Raw genomic sequence first — 18,703 nt, forward strand, 5'->3', positions numbered from 1 at the left:
AGAGCCCCGGCTGCCTATGGCGGCCGGGGTTTTTTTGGCCCGTCACTCCCTTACCCTGACAGGGAGACCGTTGATAGCCAAGGATCGGAACGTCCGGAAAAGGCCGCTCGTAGGTCACTTGGGCAGCACCTCTGGAATCACCAGCCTACGTGCCCCCTACAGGGGGCTTGGCAGGGCCAAATTACCCGAGGCTGCGCGTTGCCTGCCCCGGGCTATCGACGTTCCCCCTTGCAGGGCATTGGCGGATAAGGGGGCAGAGCAGAGGCCGCCAAGCCGCGCTCGTGGCCTCCCGTGGAATCTCCTTGGCAGGCGGCGGGTAGCGGCCCTAAAACCGCCGCGCCATGACCCGCAAACAGATCGACGTCAGCGTCTACGTCTTCCTGATCCTCCTGATCGCCTTCTTCGGAAGAGCGGTGTGGGGCGTGCTGGGCATGATCGGCTGGGTATAAGCCGAACCCGGTTTCACCAGCCGACGGCGATTTCCTGCATGTGGCCGCCGCGGTCGTGGAATTTGACGTGGCCATTCGCGAGCGCGAATTCGTGGACGCACTTGGTGACCTTGACGTCGTAGGCGCAGTATTCGGCGATGCGCATGAGCGGGGCATTGCTGCCGGTTTTCTTGTATTCCTGCCACCAGCGCAGGGCATCGAGGCCATCGGCGGACTTGCCGGCGCCTAGGGAGGCGGAGGCTGCCGAATCGAGCTTCATGCGGAAGCCGAGTTTCAACTGCAGGTCTAACATCATGTCCAGATTCACGGTCTGCGCCGGAAGGTCATAGACCGTGTAGCCCTGTAGCACGGGATAATCGAACTCGACGTGATTCCAGCCGACGACGAGGTCGGCGCGGACCAGTTCATCGACGAGCTGATTGAGATCGTCTTCGCCGTAGATCCGGTAGCTGCCGCGGGCGGTGCTGTAGGTCACGGCGACCGAGATGCCCATCTTGTCCTTGTGGGCGGAACCGCCGACATCGCCGAAGCTCCGCTGGGTCTCGAGGTCGAAATAGACGATGTTCTTGGCGGCCACGCGCTGAGGTTAGGCGGCGCGGGGCGCGGCGGGCAATCCCGGAACGCGGTGTTACTCCAACTGCTTTTGGAGCCAAGGTGCGATCTTCGTTTCCCAAGCAGCGGCGTGTTCGCGCAGGCCCTTGCCGCTGAAGTGGACGCCCTTGCCGCCGTTCTCGCGGAGTTCGCCCTTGAGGGCATCGCTATCGGGGCCTTGGAGGGCGATGTTGTCTTTCCAGAAGGAGGCCTGGGCGGCGCGGATGTCCGGGGAGGCTTCGTCGCCGGGGATGTGGTAGCTGGCCTGGGCGACGAACCAGGGGGCCTCCCATGCGATCTGCCTGCGGGAGTCGCGGATGATGGTTTCGAGATGCTGGCGGTAGAGCTCGCCGGGGAGGGTGCGGGTGGGGTCGGCCTGGTTGGCATCGCTTTCCCCTTGGTGCCAGAGGACGGCGCGGAAGCCCTTTTGGCCGCGGGATTTCATGAGGGCGACAAGGCCTTCGAATGCCTTGCCATTGCTAGTCCATGAACCGTCGGGAAGCTGGGTGACCCGGCCTAACAGGGTGGGCGGAGCCGGGAAGCTAACGCTTGCGGGCAGCCATTCGCGGACGCTGGTGGCACCGATGCCGCGGGGGATGAAGCCGACGGGAGTGCCGAAGCGTTTGGCGAGGGCATCGCCGAGCGGGGGCATGAAGCTGCCGCCCTCGCCGCTGGCACCGGGCTGCGGGTCATTGGCGAGCTGCCAGCGGGTGCCGTCGAAGCTGGAGACCATGCCGGTGGTGGTGGCCTGCTTCTCCTCGCCGTGGTTCGCGGAGTTCGATTGGCCGGCGACGATGAAGACTTCGCCGACGCCGACGTGTTCGATTGTGACCTCGGAAATGACCTTGGTGCCGAGGATCGCGCGAACCTTCACTTGGAACCATGCGCCCGCCGGGGCCCCCAAGACCGTGGAGAAGGGCTGGCCCGGTTTGACCTCCGTACATGCGCGCCAAATTCCGGTAGCCTCGCCCCCGATGACGCAAGCCTCGATCAAGGACTCTTGATCGCCGCTACCGGTCAAAGAACCTGAGATGGGGATCAGGCCCGCATTCATGGAACTGCGCTGGGTGACCTGATAGTCGAGCGGGGAGGTGAGCTTCAATTCCGCGGCGTGAAGCGGCAGCAGTAGGGCACAGACTCCCGCGATGAAGGCTGATGGTGGAAGGAGTCCGCTCATCTATCCCTCAACGCGTGGCGTGGACGCCTCTTTCACGAGGCGGCGTCTAACACCTTGCGGAAACGATAGCCGGTCTTGGCATAGCCCAGCGCTTCGTAGAAGCCGTGGGCCTCGGGGCGGTGGAGTCCGCTGGTGACGCGGACATCCCTGACACCGAGATCGAGGAAGCATTGCTCGGCTGCGGCCATGAGGGCCCTGCCAATGCCCTGTCCCTGATGCGCCGGGCTCACCGACAGGGCGAGAATGTAGCCGATCGGAGCCGAGGCTTCGTAGATGGGGAACTTCACCATTCCGATGAAGCCGGCGATCTGGCCGTCCACTTCGGCCACCAGGGTGCGGTGGTCGGGAGAGAGGGAGCCGAGGCGTGCGGCCATTCCGGCGGGATCGACGGGGTAGCCCAAGTCAGTGACCAGCCGGGCGAGAGCGGCGGCGTCTTCCGGTGTGGACTGGCGGATCTGGAGCATTTCAGCCGGGTAGGGACGGCGGGTACCGAACCCGCCCCCCCGCTTATAAGGCGGGTACCCTCACCGCCGAGCTACGCCCCCGTTCCGATGGGAAACGAAGGGACGTATTCGGCGGGTGGAGAGATACGAAGAGCTAGGGATGGGCGGTTTTCGGCCCTAAGGTGAGAGCGGCTTGAGGGACCGTTCGACCGCACAGAGGACTGTGCGGACCACCTTTTTAGAGTTCCTTGACCCAGATGTTGGCGAAGTCGATGGCGGCGCCGTGGTGCTGGAAGGCGATCTTGCCCTTGGCGGGGATGCCGGGGAGCTGGGCATCCTCGATGATGGTCTTGCCATTGAGGCCGACGGTGAGGCGATCGCCCTTGATGGTGACGGTGGTGCGGTTCCATTCGCCCACGGGGTTGTCCGCCTTCACCTTCGGGGTGACGCCGGCGATGACTTCGGCAGGCTGGGACTTGTCGGTGCGGTAGCCGTAGACTTCACCGGAGCCACAGGGCCAGTTCCAGAGGTTGACCTGGCTCTTGGAGCTGCCGCGGAGGTAGATGCCGCTGTCGAGTTCCTGGACTTCGACGGACTCGCCGGTTTCCTTGCCATCGGGGCCGATGATCGGGCGCTTCATGACCGGGCCGGTGCCGCTCCAGCGCCAGTCGAAGGCAATGGTCACGTCGCCATACTCCTTGCTGAACCAGAGGTCCTTGTCCTTGGCCTCACTATGACCGTCGTACTTGAGGATGCCGTTGATGGGGACCCAGTGGCCCTTGTCCCCTTCCTCGCTTTCCCAGCCGGTCAGAGTCGTGCCGTCGAAGATCTTGGTGAAGCCGGCTTGCTTGGCGCCCGCGTCATTGGCGACGGGTGCGATTTCGCAGATCTTGATGTTGCGGAAGGCGACGGGATCTCCGTGGCCGCAGAAGGCGATGTGACCGGCGCGGCGCTTGGCACCCTCGTGCTTGGGGAATTCCTCGTTCAGCTTGGAAAGCTTCGCCTGGGTAACGACCTCGCCATTGACGGTGACCTGGACGTCGTCGCCATTGACGAGGATGCGCTCGACATTCCACTCGCCGACGGGCTTGAGCGGGGCCTTCTTGGCGGGCACCATGGTGTAGATGGAGCCGTGGAACTGGTAGGGCTTGAGGTCCTTGTACTTGTCGGAGGTGTTATCGAGGACCTGGACTTCCATGCCGGCGTAGGCGGCATCGCCGGTGCCGGGGTAGTGGATGCCGATGCCGTTGTTACCAGCGGGCGGGAGCTTGAATTCGAAATCGAGGGCGTAGTTGGCGTAGGTGCTCTCGGTGGCGAGGGTGCTGCCCTTCGGCGTGCAGACGATCGCGCCGTCTTCCACGACGTAGCCATCGCCCTTCCAGCCGCTGAGGTCCTTGCCATTGAAGAGGGAGACTTGCTGGAGCTTCGGTTCCGCGGCGCTGGCGGCGAGGGGAAGGAGAAGAAAGGCGATGGATTTCATGATTCGGATGGAGCTGGGATGAGTGAACCGCCAAGACGCCAAGCGCGCCAAGGATTTTGATTTGAAGAGAACGAAACGCGGAGGCGCGGGGAAATACCTACGGCTAGAGATCGATGGTTTTTCCGGTGCGGAAGCTTTCGTCGGCGGCGGCGACGATGCGCATGGAGGAGAGGGCGTCTTCCATGTGGGCGGCGAGGTCGAGGTCTTCGAGGATGGCCTTGAGGAAGTAGTCCTGCTCGCGGTGGCAGAGGCCGTCGTGGTCCGGTTCGTCGTCGAGGCGGACGGTTTCGTCGGACTTGGCGAAGGTGCCCTGCGGAGTGAGCTGGGAGTAGTGGAGGCGGATCAACTGGGTCTGGGTGTGGGCGTCGACATTGGCGCTCTGGCCTTCGCCGGCGGCTTTGTCGGCGACGATGGAGGCGCAGCCCTTCGGGCCGACGACGTCCTTCACGAAGAAGGCGACCTCGCTCATCATCGGGCCCCAGCCGGCTTCGTACCAGCCGACGGAGCCGTCCTCAAAGGTGACCTGGAGGGCGCCGTAGTTGATCTTGCCCTCGGGAATTTCCTCGCTGAGGCGGGCACCGATGCCGGAGACGCGGATCGGCCGCGAGCGGGTCATCTGGCACATGACATCGACGTAGTGGACGCCGCAATCGACGATCGGGGAGATCGAGGACATGAGCGCCTTGTGGGTCTTCCAGTTATCCCCGGAGGACTGCTGGTTGAGGTTCATGCGCATGACCAGCGGCTTGCCGAGGGTCTGGGCCATCTCGATGAATTTGATCCAGCTCGGGTGGTGGCGGAGGATGTAGCCGATCACCAGTTTCTTACCGCTGGACTTGGCCTTGGCGACGATGCCCTCCGCGGCGGCGACGTTTTCGGCGAGAGGCTTCTCGATAAAGACGTGGCAACCGGCATCAAAGGCGGCCTCGGCGTAGGGGCCGTGGGTGTCCGGGTAGGTGGAGATGCTGACGGCGTCCGGCTTGGTGGCGGCGAGGGCCTCGTAGAAATCGGCGAATTCCGCGTAGCCGCCGCCGAGTTCGGCATTGAGCTTGCCGCGGCTCTCCGCGGAGCGGGTGACGATCCCGCAGATCTCAAAGCCGGGAATGCGATGGTAGGCAAGGGCGTGCGAGCGGCCCATATGGCCGGCACCCACACAAAGGACGCGAAGAGGTTTCTGCATGATCGGGTCGGTAAAACGAGTGGAGGTGACGGATTATTTCAAAACCTAGCAAGGCCGATCTGGGCGGCAGGCTTCATTCCTCCTCTATCCCGGCGAGCATGTCTTGGAAAAAGAAAAACGCCCCGGTGCCGGAGCACGGGGCGTTTGGAGGTTGGGCCTGAAGAGCAGTTGCCGATCACTCGGTCTTGGAGAAGTCGCCGCACCAGTCCTCGCCCGCGGTGACGGGGAACATCGATTCGAATTTCACTTCGTCGTCGACCTCGAAGGCGACGGTCTGCGGCGCGTGGCGGCGACATTCGCCGTGGTCTTCTTCCAGCTTGTTCCAGTGAACGCAGGCAGCGCAGGCGCGGGTAACGGTGGTCGTTTTCATAGTAGATCGGGAAATGGTTATCGGAAGATGTCGCGACTTCGACCTGCGCGCAAGAAAAGGATGACTTGAGATACAGTCTCAAGTCGATGGATCTCAATGAATTGAGATGACGTCTCAATTGCCTCTCCAACAGCGATGACAATTTACCGCTAACTAGGAGCAGGCCTCGGCACAGTAGCGTTGCCATGGGGCGACGAATTGTCCGCCAGGAACCGAGAACTCCAGGTTCAGGCTGCCGAGGGTATCGTAGACCCGGACGGTGGTGCGGCACTCGCCGTCCACCTGCACTGGCAGAACCCAGAGGGCATGGGCGTGGGCGGGGTCGATGCGGAGGACGCAATCACCGCTGTCGTCATTGAGCGTGATGGTGCCTTCCCCGAAGAACAGGCGGCGGGCAGTGATGAAGCGGGAGAAGTCGAAGCCGCTGCCGATGACGCGGCAGTGGGCGGAGAGACGGAGCTCGGTGAGGTCGCCGAGAATGGGAGCGAGCGGGTGGCGGTCGGGGAAGGAACGGCGATGATCGGCGATGATCGGCGAGGGCCTGGCAGCAGGGGCAGGCGGTGAAGGATTGGGAGAAGGCGGCGCGCCACTCGAGCAGTTCATCGATTTCCAACTCCTCGGCGCAGAAGGCGGCGACGAAGGATTTCAGGCGGGAATTGCCGGTAGATTCGTCGGGCAGGGCGATCGCGAGGGGAAAAGTTCCGCGATTGAAGTCGAACTCCAGAATGCCGGAATGCTGGGGGAGGCTCTCGATCCGCAGGGCATGCAGGCCGGCGAGGCGGGACGGGGCCAGTGAAAGACCGAGCCCGGGGAAAAGGAGGTGATCGGTACCGGTGAGGACGGATTCACCGGGATCGGCAATCGCGACCAGCTCCGCGGTGAGATTCTTGGCCCGGACACAGAGCATGCCGAGGCAGGCGAGTTGCTCGAAAAAATCCGGAGCCTGGTGACGGAGGCGGACGGGCAATTGTAGGAAAGAGAACGGGTGCATCGCCGGAAGTGATGGAAGGCATACGGTAGCGGGATGACGGGCGCTGGTGGCGGCTTGCGGAAAGTTGGCGGGCGGTCGCCCCGGGGATCAGTCTTGGCAGGGCGCGGGCAGCGTGATTCCCTCCCGGCCCGCCGTGTCCCATCCGTCTTCCATCCGCCGTACGCTCGCCATCATTTCCCACCCGGATGCGGGCAAGACCACGCTCACGGAGAAATTCCTGCTCTATGGCGGGGCAATCGATCTGGCGGGCAGTGTGACCTCCCGCCGCGACCGCCGGGCGACGACCTCCGACTGGATGGAGCTGGAAAAGCAGCGCGGGATCTCGATCTCCTCCACGGTGCTGCAGTTCAACTACGCGGGATTCCACGTGAACCTGCTGGACACCCCGGGTCACGAGGACTTCTCGGAGGACACCTACCGGGTGCTGACCGCGGTGGACGCGGTGATCATGGTGGTGGATGCCGGCAAGGGCGTGGAGGCACGGACCCGCAAGCTTTTCGAGATCTGCCGCCTGCGCGGGATCCCGATCTTCACCTTCATCAACAAGCTCGACCGGCCGACGCGACCGCCGATCGATCTGGTGGATGAGATCGAGAATGTGCTGGGCATCGCGTCCCACCCGATGAACTGGCCGCTGGGCGATGGTCCGCGCTTCCGCGGGATCATCCAGCGGCGCGACGGGCAGCTCAATCTCTTCGAGAAGACCAAGGCCGGGGCTTACCGCGCACCCGTCTCCGTGATGGGCCTGGCCGATCCGGCGGTTCGCGAGCTCGTGGATAACGATCTGGTGGACAAGGCGCTGGAGGAGATGGAGCTGCTGGACATCGCCGGTGCGCCCTTCGATCAGGAGCGGGTGCTGGCGGGCGAGCTGACGCCGGTCTTCTTCGGGTCCGCGGCCAATAATTTCGGGATCCAGCTTTTGCTCGACGGCTTCCTGGCAATGGCACCGGAGCCCTCGGGCCGGAAGTCCGGCGAGGTGATGATCGAGCCCGAGGACAAGCGTTTCAGCGGCTTCGTCTTCAAGATCCAGGCGAACATGAACCCGAAGCACCGGGACCGGATGGCCTTCATCCGGATCGTTTCGGGGAAGTTCGAGCGCGACATGCAGGTCTGGCACGGGTCCGCGGCGAAACAGATCCGCTTGTCGAATTCGCAGAAGCTCTTCGCCCAAGAGCGGGAGATTGTCGACGAGGCCTTCGCTGGCGACGTGGTCGGCCTGGTGGGCAACCAGCCTTTTGAAATCGGCGACACGCTGACGACCGACTCCGCGATCAAGTTCGACGAGATCCCGATTTTCCCGCCGGAGTGCTTCGCGACGATCCGCGGGCGCAGCACGGCGACGGCGAAGCGCTTCCGGGCGGGTATGGACCAGCTGGTGCGGGAAGGCGTGACCCAGTTGTTCGAGAGCGCGTCGGGCTCGACTTTGTTGCTCGGGGCGATCGGGCCGCTACAGTTCGAGGTTTTGAAATACCGTCTGGAGACGGAGTACGGCGCGGAGGTGGTGCTGGAGCAAAGTCCCTGGACGGTGATCCGCTGGCTGATGCTGGATGGCGAGCCGGTCGAGGGGGCGGAAGCGCCGACCGACGACCTGCCGGGCGGCTGCGCGCTGGCCAAGGATGCCGCGGGGCATTGGGTGGTGCTGGCGGAGGCCGAGTGGGCGCTGCGGAGCTTCAAGCGGTATCACGAGGCTTGGGAGCTGGCGGAGCGGCTGGTGAAGTAGGCCGGATACATCCGGATACTTCCCAAATCCTCCCAGTCCGGGCGGTTTTCATCGTTTCCTGCGCCGAAAGGATCAGGCAAAACCACACCCTTGCCCCGCTTCCGGTGTTGAAATCTGCCGCGGAACCCGATTCGCTTGCTCCTATGAAACCCCTGCTGTCTCTCCTTCTCGTCGCTTCGTGTCTTCATAGCGCCTCCGCGATCGGCGAGTGGCGTGTCCTGAAGGACGGCGAGGGCGGCCAGATCCGCGCCCGCTTCGAAGGGGTGCAGAAGGACCGCTACCTGCTGCGGCGGGAGGCGGACGGAAAGCTTTTCGAGGTTTCACCCGGGATGCTGACGGGCGAGGACCGGACCAGCTTCGACGCGCAGGCCAAGCAGCTTTCCGAAGAACTCGCGAAGCTGAGCAAGATGGCGGGCTCCCCGCTCTTCTCCGGCACGCCCTTCGAGGTCCGCAAGGCGGATGAGATCGCGGCGGTGCTGCACCTGAGTTCGGAATCGCGGACCAAGCACAGCGCGAGCTGGCGGGCCTACACCGGCGATTCCTACCGGCTCTTCGGGGCGCGTCCCTACTCGGTGGCGCTCTACGCCGGGGAAGACGGCAATGCCTCGATCCTCTCGGCCGTGTATTCCAACAAGGGCGATTTCAAGAGCACGATGGGCCAAGGGGAGGCGCACTTCGAGGGCAAGAGCGAGGCCGACGAGGCGAGCTTGGCGAAGGCGATGGCGGAGGACGAGAAGACCGTGCTGGCGAGCATCACGGGAGTGCTGGGCGAGCCGCAGATCCAGCGCTTCGGCGATTCCCGCAAGACCCGCCGCAAGGTGATGCGCTGGGATTGGAACGGCCACTCGCTGATCCTTTCGAGTGAAGAGGGCGAGTACGTCTCGCTTTCGATCGTGCCGCTGGAGCTGGCCGATAGCGGCGGCAAGACGGGCAAGGTGAAGGATGGCGAGATCCGCAAGCGCCTGACCGAAGACGTGGTGCGCGTGGAGAACGGCGACGTTTATCTGGGCCAAGTGCCGATGGTGAACCAAGGCCCGAAGGGCTATTGCGTGCCGGCGACCTTCGAGCGGGCGCTGCGCACCGCGGGGATCGAGGCCGACATGTATCTGCTGGCGATGATCGGCAAGAGCGGCATGGGCGGCGGCACTTCGGTGGGATTCCTTCTGGACGAAGTCCGGCAGCAGGTCCGTAGCAAGGGCCGCCGGACCGAGGACAAGAACGTCAAGGAACTGCGGGTGCGCGATGTGAAGGGCTACATCGACAAGGGCATCCCGGTGATGTGGACGATGCGCTCTCTGGGGCCCTACAACGAGACGGCGAACGGCAACACCGCGAAGCGCACCCGGGTGACCGACTGGAAGGTCTGGGCGGCGGAGATCGCGGCGAAGGCGGCCGAGGTGGTGAAGAAGGAATCCGAGCAGGAAGCCCACCACATCTGCATGATCGTGGGCTACAATGAAGCGACCAACGAGCTGGCGGTTTCCGATTCCTGGGGCGCGAGCTACGAGCGCCGCTGGGTGCCCGCGCCGGTGGCGAATTGGGCGAGCTCGGGTGGCTTGTTCATGATCCTGCCCTGAGCGGATCGGATTCGATGCTTTCTGAAGGCCCCGGGAGGAAGCTGCCGGCGCTTTTTCGCGGCTGACAGCGGCAGGCCAAAACGCAGACTCCGCGTCCCTTGAACCCGGACCCGATTGCCACCCGCAAGCCGCTCGATGGCTTCAGCATCGCCTCGATGGTGGTGCTGTGCGTGATCTGGGGCTTCCAGCAGGTCGCGATCAAGTCGTCGGTGCAGGAGATGAGCCCGGTCTTCCAAGTGGGGATCCGATCGGCGCTGGCGGCGGTGCTAGTGGGGATCGTGATGGTGGCGCGACGGGAAAATCTATCGCTGCGGGATGGGACGCTGCGGCCCGGCTTGCTGGTGGGGCTCTTGTTCGGAGGGGAGTTCCTGGCGGTATCGCTGGGGCTGAATTACACGACCGCGGGGCACATGGCGGTGTTCCTCTACACGGCTCCGATCTTCACGGTACTGGGCTTCCACTGGCTGGTGAGGGAGGAGCGGATGAACCGCGCGCAGTGGCTGGGCGTGGGGGTGGCTTTTGCAGGGATCGCGGTCGCTTTCTCGGGGAGCTTCTTCGCGCCAGGCGGGAAGAATTTGCTGCTGGGAGATGCCTTGGGGATTCTCGGCGGGATCCTGTGGGCGGCGACGACGCTGGTAATCCGGGGTAGCCGGCTTTCGGAGACGCCGGCGACGAAGACGCTGTTTTATCAGCTCGCGGGAGCGGGGGTGATGCTCCTCCTCTATGCGTGGCTCAGCGGCAAGGTGGCGGCAGCGACGTGGACGCCACGGCTGGGCGTGAACCTGGTTTTCCAGACGGTGGTGGTGGCGTTTGCGAGCTACCTGTATTGGTTCTGGCTGCTGCGGAAGTATCTGGCATCGCGGCTATCGGTGTTTTCGTTCCTGACGCCGATTTTTGGGATCACCTTTGGCGTGCTGGTCTTGAAGGAACCGCTGGATCCGAGGTTCGTGGTTGGGGCGTTGTTGGTGTTGGCGGGGATCACGATTGTGAACCGGCGGTAGTGTCGCGGGTCGGAATACAAGCCCGACATTCGCGCCCCGATGATCGCAGAGCGCTAGAGCCCCGAAAGGGGTATCAGCCGCTCCTGGGTTGAAGGAGGGAGGAAGACGTGCCCTGAAGGGATACCGGGAGGCCTGCTAGATCGACACGTGTGAATTGCAACCGGCCTCCTCGCCCCCTTGCAGGGGGCATTCTGCCCGCTCTGCGACACCCCGGGTTTCACCCGGGGCTGTCTCCCTGCCGCCCCTTCGGGGCTGTGGAGATGGAAGGCGGATCCCTAAACCAAGATCACGCGCTCTGGCTGGTGGCCATGACGGGCTGGATGTGGGACTCGGAGACAAGGGCGATCATGAGGTTGTTCACCATGACTGATTTGCTCTTCTCGTCGAGGTGCACAACGTTGTCGGCTTCGAGTTTCTTGAGCGCCATTTCGACCATGCTGACGGCACCTTCGACGATCATTTGGCGGGCGCCGATGACGGCGGCGGCCTGCTGGCGGCGGAGCATGGCCTGGGCGATTTCGGGAGCGTAGGCGAGATGCGATAGCTGGGCTTCGATGATCTCGATGCCGGCGAGCTGGATGCGTTCCTGAAGTTCCCTTTGAAGGGTCTCGCCGACTTTCTCCGGGGAGCCGCGGAGGGAGACCTCGCCGGGCTCGTGCGGCTCATAGGGGTAATGGCTGGCGAGATGGCGGAGGGCGGTCTCGGCCTGGATGTGAACGAAGACATTGAAGTCCTGGACATCGAAGGCAGCCTTCGCGGTATCGACGACGCGCCAGACGACGATGCAGGCGATCTCGATGGGATTGCCGTGGGCGTCGTTGACCTTGAGCTGGGGGCTCTGGAAGTTCGAGATCTTGAGGGAGATGCGGTCCTTCGAGGCGAAGGGATTGGCGAACCAGAAGCCGGGCTCGCGGACCGTGCCGGTGTACTTGCCGAAGAAGGTCAGGATTTTCCCTTCGTTCGGCGAGACGATGAAGAGGCCTTTGAGCCAGAGGATACCCAAGGGAACGATCAGGACGAGAAGGAAGGGCGCGTTTTCGAGAATCCGGGATAGTTTGCCGGTGTAGATAACGGCTCCAATGGCGAGGACCAATAGGATGAAGGGGATGAGACCTTGGACGCAGATGGCTTTCTTCTCGGTCATGACAGTCGGAGGTTTACGGCCATGAGCATAGGGGGCGCGGCGGACTGAAGTCGATTGTAGGGATTCAGTGAATTTAGAACCGCCAGGGTGACCGGCATGAGCATGGACCATCCGTGAGCCGGACAAGGCGGCTCACGGCAGGGTCGTGCGTCCGTGTCCGGGGCGATGCCTAGGCCTCGATTTTCCAAGGGCCGCGCATCGGCTGGCTGATCAACTTGTTCGCCTCCGCGTCGTCGAACTTGAGGGTCTTCGGGTCGAACTTGAGGCTCTTGTTGAGGCGGTGGGCGGTGACGCCCATGTTGACCATGGTGCAGGACCAGAAGCCGTTCTGCTCGTTGAGGGCGAACTTCTTGCGGGTGCGGACGCTCTCGTGGAAGTCGGTGATCACGGGCTCGGGGTCGGGTAGCGCGGCGAGCTTCTTGTCGAGATCCGGGATGCTCGATTCGAATCCCTTGGTGATCCAGCCCTTGGGCCCTTCGATGTACTTGGCGTCCTTGTCCTTGTTCGCGCCATCGAGGATGATCTTGCAGCCGTCGGCGTAGGTGAATTCGATGCGCCGCCAGGTGCCGATGGCGTCCGCATCTTGAGGATCAGCGTCGATCTCGACGGAGATGGGTGCGGTGTCGTCCTTGTTGAGGATGTATTGAGCGGGGTCGAGGTAGTGCTGGCCCATGTCGCCGAGGCCGCCGCCATCGTAGTCCCAGTAGCCGCGGAAAGAGGCGTGGGTGCGGTGGGCGCTGTAGGGCTTCTGCGGCGCAGGGCCGAGCCAGAAGTTGTAGTCGAAGCCTTCCGGGACCGGCTGCACCGGGAGATTGGTCTTGCCGGTCCAGATGCCGAGCTTCCAATCGAAGCCGGTGACGCCGGAGACGGTGATCTTGAGCGGCCAGCCGAGCAGGTCGTGCATGGCGGCCTTCTTGAGCTGCTTCACCGGCACGCCCATGCCGTAGAAGTTATCCTTGAAGCGGAACCAGGTGTTGAGGCGGAAGACCCGGTTGTTCTTTTCGACGGCCTTCACCATGGCCACGCCTTCGCCGATGGTGCGGCTCATCGGCTTCTCGCACCACACGTCCTTGCCGGCTTTGGCCGCGGCAATCGCCATCAGCGCGTGCCAGTGCGGCGGGGTGGCGACGTGGATGACATCGATATCCTTGCGCGCCAAGACCTCGCGGAAGTCGCCGTAACCCTTGATGCCGTTCTTTTCAGCACCCGCATCCTTCATCCGCTGGTCGAGGTGGCCCTTGTCCACATCACAAAGCGCCAGCAGACGGCCTGGCATCGGAAGGTGCGATGCGGAGATGCCGCCGCAGCCGATGATCGCCTTGGTGATCTCCTCGGAAGGAGGGGTTTGTCCGGCGAGACCGAGGACGCGGCTGGGGACGATCTGGATCGTCGCGTAGGCGGCGATGGACTTAAGGGTTTGGCGGCGGTTCATGGTAATCGGACTTGAATGGGTGGGGCAATACGCGGCCGGCCTTCAGTGTTTTGCATCGCCGCCATCGGCGGACTTGTCCCAGAAGGCGACGAAGAAGATGACGGCGATGACGGCGGCCATGCCGGCTGGGAACATCCAGTAGTTCTTCCAATCCATCATCGCCTTGGAGACGAGGGCCGGATCGGTGCCCTCGGGATAGCCTTTCCCGAACATCCCGGTGAGACTTTCGAGGAAGGAGGGCGCGGGCTGATTACCGTTGAGCGACTTGATCCCGTCCATCAGGGGAACGTGGCCCGCGGGAGCCGCGCCATAGGCTCCAATGGTATTCGGCAGTGCGATATCGGTGAAAGGGAACTTCCCGCCGAAGGCCATGCGGAAACCGAAGAACATGCCGAGGCCCTGGGTGAGGAAAACCAGCAGCGACTGAGCCTGTCCGCGGATCTCGGCAGGTGCCTTCTTGTCGGTGTAGATGAAGCCGGTGACGAAGAAGAAGTCATAACAGAGGCCGTGCAGCGCGACCCCGAGCAGCAGCATCCACGCAACCTGATCCGGCGCCCCGAAGGCGAACAAGGCATAGCGGGCGACCCAGCACAGCATGCCGATCAGCAGCATCATCTTCACTCCCAGCTTCCGGAAGAAGAAGGGAATGAGGACCATGAAAAAGATCTCCGACATCTGACCGAGCGTCATGGTCGATGCGGCCTGCTCGAAGCCGGCGGCACCGAGGTAGGCGGAGGTCTGGCCGTAATAGTAAGCAAGAGGGATGCAGATCAGCATCGAGCAGACCGCAAAGACCAGGAAGGGAGGATTCTTCAGGAGCTTCAGGGCGTCTACCATCAGCAAGGAGCCGAGATCGAGCGGCTTGCCCTTCGCAGGCGGCGGCGTGTGCGGAAGCGTGAAGCTATAGATACCGAGTGCAAAGCTGCAGATCGCTCCCAGCCAGAAGATATTCAGCGAGGCGGACCAACCGGCAGCACCGAGAGCCAGACCCGCGACGATCCAACCAATGGTGCCCCACACGCGTGCCTTCGGGAAATCTTCCTGCCGCAAGTGAGTGAAGACAATGGTGTTCCCCAAGCCAAGGGTCGGCATGTAACAGAGCATGTAAGCGATCATCAGCCAGACGAATAGCCCGCCCTTTTCCGCGCCCTGTGGGGCGATGGTGGCGATCACGCACATGATCGCCCCGCCGATCAACATGAGCACACCCATGACCCGCTCCGAGGAGAACAAGCGGTCGGCCACGAGGCCCAGGAAGAGCGGCGCGAAAATCGCCCCCAAGGGCGCGCTCTCGTAGGCCCCGCCGATGAAGTCCCCGAGGTAGTTTGCGCCCATCGCGAGGGCAAGGGTGACAAACCATGATCCCCAAGCGAAAAATTGGAGGAACATCATCACCGACAGTCGGGTGAGCACAGCGGGCGGGGCGGCTTTATCCATGTTGAAGCGGAGACTCGACGAGAGGGCGGAGGATCGGCAAGCTCGAAGCATCCTGAATTCGGTGATAATCGTCCGATTCTCTCACGAAAAACGAGCTAAACTGAAATTTCCACCCAAATCCTTGAAAGTCGGGGCGGAAAAATTCGTAATCCCGTTCCGCTTCATTAACCACCACCTGCCATGAACTCACCATCCCTTTCCCGTCGCCAGCTGCTTGCGGGCACCGCCGTTACTGCAGCGGTGGCCGGATTCCCGAACCTCTTGCTGGGCCAAGGGGCGAACAACGCGAAGCTGAAAATTGGCCTGATCGGTTGCGGCGGACGCGGTTCCGGTGCGGCGACCCAAGCGCTTTCCGCGGATCCGAATGTGGTCTTGTGGGCGATGGGCGATGCCTTCCCGGAAGCGATCAAGAGCAGCCTGGACGGCATGAAGGGATTTGAAGGGAGGATGGATGTCCCGGCCGAGCGGCAGTTCTCAGGTCTGGACGCCTATCAGAAGGTGCTCGAAAGCGGCGTGGACGTGGTCCTGCTGGCAGCGCCCCCGGGATTCCGGCCGCAGCACCTGCGCGCGGCGATCGAGGCCGGCAAGCACGTCTTCTCCGAGAAGCCGATGGCAGTGGACGTGGCCGGCGTGAAGTCGGTGATGGAGTCCACCAAGCTGGCGAAGCAGAAGGGCGTGGCGATCCAGCACGGCTTCTGTTGGCGCTTCGCCCCGGGCGTGCGCGAACTTTACGGGAAAATCACCTCGGGCGAGCTCGGCAGAATTTATTCGGTCTACGGGACCTACATGGGCAGCCCGCCGAAGCCGCTGCAGCCGGGAATGAAGAAGGACGCCGGCATGGCGGACGTGGAGTGGCAGCTGCGCTGGTGGAACAATTTCGAATGGACCAGCGGCGGCCCATTGCTCGAGCAGGCGATCCACACGGTGGACAAGGTCGCATGGGCGATGGGCGACGTGGCCCCGATCGCCGCCGTGGGCAACGGCGGCCGCGCCTATCGCACCGATGCGGGCAACGTGTATGATCACTACAATATCGCCTTCGAGTATCCGGGCGGCGTGATCTGCCATCTGGGCGAGCGGCAATATCTGGGCTGCCATACCGAGGTGGTGGACCGCATTTATTGCGAAAAGGGCACGGCGGTCGCGCCATCCACACCGATGGTGCTGGGCCTCGACGGCAAGAAGCGCGAGTGGGTGTATCGCGCGCCCGCGGGCATGGAGCAGAACATGTATCAGGTCTGCCACAACGAGTTCTTCGCCTCGCTGCGCAAGGGGGAGATCATCAACACCGGCGAGTACATGGCGAATAGCACGATGCTCGGCCTGATCGCCCGCGAGGCGGCGCATACCGGCCAGCGCGTGACCTGGGAACAGATGTGGAATTCCACCCAGGATCTCGCTCCGGACACGCTGAAGATGGGCGATGCTTTCCCCGTGGCGCCGGTTCCGGTGCCTGGCATCCACAAATTCGCCTGATTTCATATCCCGACCGGGTTTTCCAAGAGGCGCGGACTGGACTTGGTCCGATCCGCGCCTCATGCTCTCTCGCTCCATGACGCCCCGTTCCCTCCTTGCACTCGCGCTGCTGGCACCTGCCTGCGCCCTCGCCCAGACCGCTGCAGCGGCGGCCCCGGAAGTCGCCAAGGCTCCCGATTTACCAAGCCCGCAGTACTTTCCGGTGACGGAGAAGATTCACGCGCTGGTGACGAAGAAGGGGGACTCGCCTGCGGATGCGGCGGGAATGAAGGCCTACACCGAGACGGTCCCCCAGGCGAAGGACGCGAAGTTCGACCTGGTGCCGGTGCCCGGCGGCGAATTCACGATCGGCTCCCCCGCCAGCGAGAAAGGCCGCAAGGCCGACGAAAGTCCGCAGGTGAAGGTGGCGCTCGATCCCTTCTGGATCGGCAAATGCGAAATCACCTGGGACATCTACCGGGCCTTCATGGAAAACGGCAAGGCGCGCAACAAGGACGGCACGCTGAACCGCGACTCTAACATCACGACGCCCGAAGCGCCGGAGATCAAAGATGGCGAGAGCCTGATCGATGTGGTCAGCCAGCCGACGCCGCCCTACGTGCCAATGCACTTCGAGATGGGCGAGGGCTACGGGGCCGGCTGGCCGGCGATCGCGATGACTCATCACGCCGCGAGCAAATTCTGCGAATGGCTGACGGCGCAGACCGGCCACTACTACCGCCTGCCGACCGAGGCGGAGTGGGAGTATGCCTGCCGCGCGGGCACCATGACGGCTTACAGTTTCGGCGACGATCCGGCGCAACTCGACGAGTATGCCTGGTCGATGGCGAATGCGAACTACACCTACCAGAAGGTCGGCCAAAAGAAGCCGAATCCCTGGGGCCTCTTCGACATGCACGGCAATGTTTCCGAATGGTGCCTGGATGCCTATCTCCCGGATGCTTACGCGAAGTGGCAGGCGGGCGCGAAGAATCCCTGGAACCCGGCGGTGAACCGCTACCCGCACGTGACCCGCGGCGGCAGCTATTTCGACGGCGGGCCGGAGACGCAGCGCTCCGCGGTGCGCGTGCCTTCCGATCCCTCCTGGAAGGCGATCGATCCGCAAAATCCGAAGTCGATCTGGTATTTCACGAGCGCGCCGTGGGTGGGCTTCCGCGTGGTGCGGCCGCTGGCGGTGCCGGAGGTCAAGACGATGCACCGGATGTGGAATACCGGCCCGGGACCGCGGGAGTAGGCGCTTGAACCCCGCGCCTGCGGAGGCAGGATTGCAGGATGATCGAACGCCTCGCTGCCGGGTTGTTGCTCTTCGCATTTCCGGCGGCGCTTGCGGCGGAGGAAGCCGCGCCCGCCTTCGCGCGGCAGAAATCCGAGGTCGAGCTGAAATCGAGAGAGCTGGCCGAGGCCAGTGGCATGGCGGCATCGACGAAGGATGCGAACCTCCTCTGGCTCATCAACGACAGCGGCTCTCCATCGGATTTGTTCCTAACAGGCAGCGACGGCAGCGAGCGGGGCAAGGTCGATGTGAAGGGCGCAAAGAATGTCGATTGGGAAGATCTGGCGTCCTTCGTCCTCGACGGGAAATCCTACCTGCTGATCGCGGACACGGGCGACAACGGGTCACAACGGCCGGAGTGCGCGCTCCACATCGTGGCGGAGCCCACCGCGCCCAAGGCTGGCGCGCTGCTGGCGGGCAAGGTTCCGGTCGCGTGGACGATCCGCTTCCGCTACGAGGACGGCCCGCGCGATTGCGAATCGGTGAGCGTGGATGCGAAGGGGAAGAAGATCCTGCTGCTGAGCAAGCGTACCGATCCGCCGATGCTCTACGAGTTGCCGCTGAAGCCGGGGAAGGACGGGCTTCAAATCGCGAAGAGGATCGGGCAACTCGGCAAGAACCTGTCCAACGGGATGCCGCCGATGCCCTTCGGCACGCAGCCCACCGGGATGTCAATCACCCCGGACGGATCGATGGCGGCGGTGGTGACTTATGGCGGGGCTTTCCTCTTCCTGCGGCAGGGCGGTGAGGCCTGGGCGGCGGCTTTTGCACGCGCGCCGCTGACCTTGCCCGCGCACCATTTGCGGCAAGCGGAGTCCATCGCGTTCTCGCGGGACGGCTCGCTGATCCGGGTGGCCTCGGAAGGGGCAGGTACGCCGCTCGTCCTCTACGGGCGCGCCGCGGTGGCAAAGTGATGCGCTTCGCCGACCTTGCCGGGGGGCGGGATCGCAGCTAGGCAAGGC

General features: G+C 63.5%; 16 protein-coding genes and 1 tRNA gene. 6 read left to right on the forward strand and 11 right to left on the reverse strand.

What is annotated here, in order from left to right; all coding sequences use genetic code 11:
* Nucleotides 1–462 precede the first annotated feature (462 nt).
* From ABWK72_RS15555 to ABWK72_RS15590, 8 genes are all read right to left on the reverse strand, one after another.
* On the reverse strand, nt 463–1,026 hold the full coding sequence (locus tag ABWK72_RS15555) for a ribonuclease H-like domain-containing protein (RefSeq protein WP_367870489.1): 564 nt from the start codon (nt 1,024–1,026) through the stop codon (nt 463–465).
* Between the two features lie 51 nt (nt 1,027–1,077).
* On the reverse strand, nt 1,078–2,217 hold the full coding sequence (locus tag ABWK72_RS15560; RefSeq protein WP_367870490.1) for a sialate O-acetylesterase: 1,140 nt from the start codon (nt 2,215–2,217) through the stop codon (nt 1,078–1,080).
* A 32-nt stretch (nt 2,218–2,249) separates the two neighbouring features.
* A complete protein-coding gene (locus tag ABWK72_RS15565; protein ID WP_367870491.1) occupies nt 2,250–2,681 on the reverse strand; it encodes an N-acetyltransferase family protein in 432 nt (143 codons plus the stop codon).
* Between the two features lie 10 nt (nt 2,682–2,691).
* Nucleotides 2,692–2,762 (reverse strand) — tRNA-Ile (locus tag ABWK72_RS15570).
* 136 nt (nt 2,763–2,898) lie between these two features.
* Nucleotides 2,899–4,140: a DUF1080 domain-containing protein gene (locus ABWK72_RS15575; protein ID WP_367870492.1), complete on the reverse strand. Its 1,242-nt coding sequence runs from the start codon at nt 4,138–4,140 to the stop codon at nt 2,899–2,901.
* 103 nt (nt 4,141–4,243) lie between these two features.
* Entirely contained in the window at nt 4,244–5,320 is a 1,077-nt protein-coding gene (locus ABWK72_RS15580; RefSeq protein WP_367870493.1) for a Gfo/Idh/MocA family protein, read from the reverse strand.
* Nucleotides 5,321–5,495: 175 nt separating this feature from the next.
* The gene (locus ABWK72_RS15585) at nt 5,496–5,690 is read right to left on the reverse strand and encodes a hypothetical protein (RefSeq protein WP_367870494.1); all 195 of its coding nucleotides are present in this window, start codon (nt 5,688–5,690) and stop codon (nt 5,496–5,498) included.
* Nucleotides 5,691–5,843: 153 nt separating this feature from the next.
* A complete protein-coding gene (locus ABWK72_RS15590) occupies nt 5,844–6,293 on the reverse strand; it encodes a hypothetical protein (protein ID WP_367870495.1) in 450 nt (149 codons plus the stop codon).
* Between the two features lie 521 nt (nt 6,294–6,814).
* On the opposite strand from ABWK72_RS15590, the gene ABWK72_RS15595 reads away from it, so the two are divergent.
* From ABWK72_RS15595 to ABWK72_RS15605, 3 genes are all read left to right on the forward strand, one after another.
* Nucleotides 6,815–8,401: a peptide chain release factor 3 gene (locus tag ABWK72_RS15595; RefSeq protein WP_367870496.1), complete on the forward strand. Its 1,587-nt coding sequence runs from the start codon at nt 6,815–6,817 to the stop codon at nt 8,399–8,401.
* 143 nt (nt 8,402–8,544) lie between these two features.
* Nucleotides 8,545–9,978, forward strand: coding sequence for a C39 family peptidase (locus tag ABWK72_RS15600; protein ID WP_367870497.1), 1,434 nt, complete (start codon nt 8,545–8,547; stop codon nt 9,976–9,978).
* Nucleotides 9,979–10,133: 155 nt separating this feature from the next.
* Nucleotides 10,134–10,979 (forward strand): DMT family transporter, encoded by an 846-nt coding sequence (locus ABWK72_RS15605; RefSeq protein WP_367875349.1) that lies wholly within the window; start codon nt 10,134–10,136, stop codon nt 10,977–10,979.
* Nucleotides 10,980–11,265: 286 nt separating this feature from the next.
* Here the strand turns inward: ABWK72_RS15605 and ABWK72_RS15610 are convergent, their stop codons facing one another.
* The 3 genes from ABWK72_RS15610 to ABWK72_RS15620 all read right to left on the reverse strand — a co-directional run bounded on the left by ABWK72_RS15610 (nt 11,266) and on the right by ABWK72_RS15620 (nt 14,992).
* Nucleotides 11,266–12,123 carry an SPFH domain-containing protein gene (locus ABWK72_RS15610; RefSeq protein WP_367870498.1) on the reverse strand — a complete coding sequence of 286 codons (858 nt, stop codon included), beginning with the start codon at nt 12,121–12,123 and terminating at the stop codon, nt 11,266–11,268.
* A 169-nt stretch (nt 12,124–12,292) separates the two neighbouring features.
* The gene (locus tag ABWK72_RS15615; protein WP_367870499.1) at nt 12,293–13,555 is read right to left on the reverse strand and encodes a Gfo/Idh/MocA family oxidoreductase; all 1,263 of its coding nucleotides are present in this window, start codon (nt 13,553–13,555) and stop codon (nt 12,293–12,295) included.
* Between the two features lie 42 nt (nt 13,556–13,597).
* Nucleotides 13,598–14,992 (reverse strand): nucleoside permease, encoded by a 1,395-nt coding sequence (locus ABWK72_RS15620; RefSeq protein ID WP_367870500.1) that lies wholly within the window; start codon nt 14,990–14,992, stop codon nt 13,598–13,600.
* 180 nt (nt 14,993–15,172) lie between these two features.
* On the opposite strand from ABWK72_RS15620, the gene ABWK72_RS15625 reads away from it, so the two are divergent.
* From ABWK72_RS15625 to ABWK72_RS15635, 3 genes are all read left to right on the forward strand, one after another.
* Nucleotides 15,173–16,468, forward strand: coding sequence for a Gfo/Idh/MocA family protein (locus ABWK72_RS15625; protein WP_367870501.1), 1,296 nt, complete (start codon nt 15,173–15,175; stop codon nt 16,466–16,468).
* Between the two features lie 76 nt (nt 16,469–16,544).
* Complete coding sequence (locus ABWK72_RS15630; RefSeq protein WP_367870502.1) at nt 16,545–17,702, forward strand: formylglycine-generating enzyme family protein; 1,158 nt, start codon at nt 16,545–16,547, stop codon at nt 17,700–17,702.
* Nucleotides 17,703–17,740: 38 nt separating this feature from the next.
* Nucleotides 17,741–18,655 carry a hypothetical protein gene (locus ABWK72_RS15635; RefSeq protein WP_367870503.1) on the forward strand — a complete coding sequence of 305 codons (915 nt, stop codon included), beginning with the start codon at nt 17,741–17,743 and terminating at the stop codon, nt 18,653–18,655.
* The last annotated feature ends 48 nt before the right edge of the window (nt 18,656–18,703 follow it).

Source organism: Luteolibacter sp. Populi, assembly GCF_040801775.1.
Taxonomy (GTDB): Bacteria; Verrucomicrobiota; Verrucomicrobiia; order Verrucomicrobiales; family Akkermansiaceae; genus Haloferula.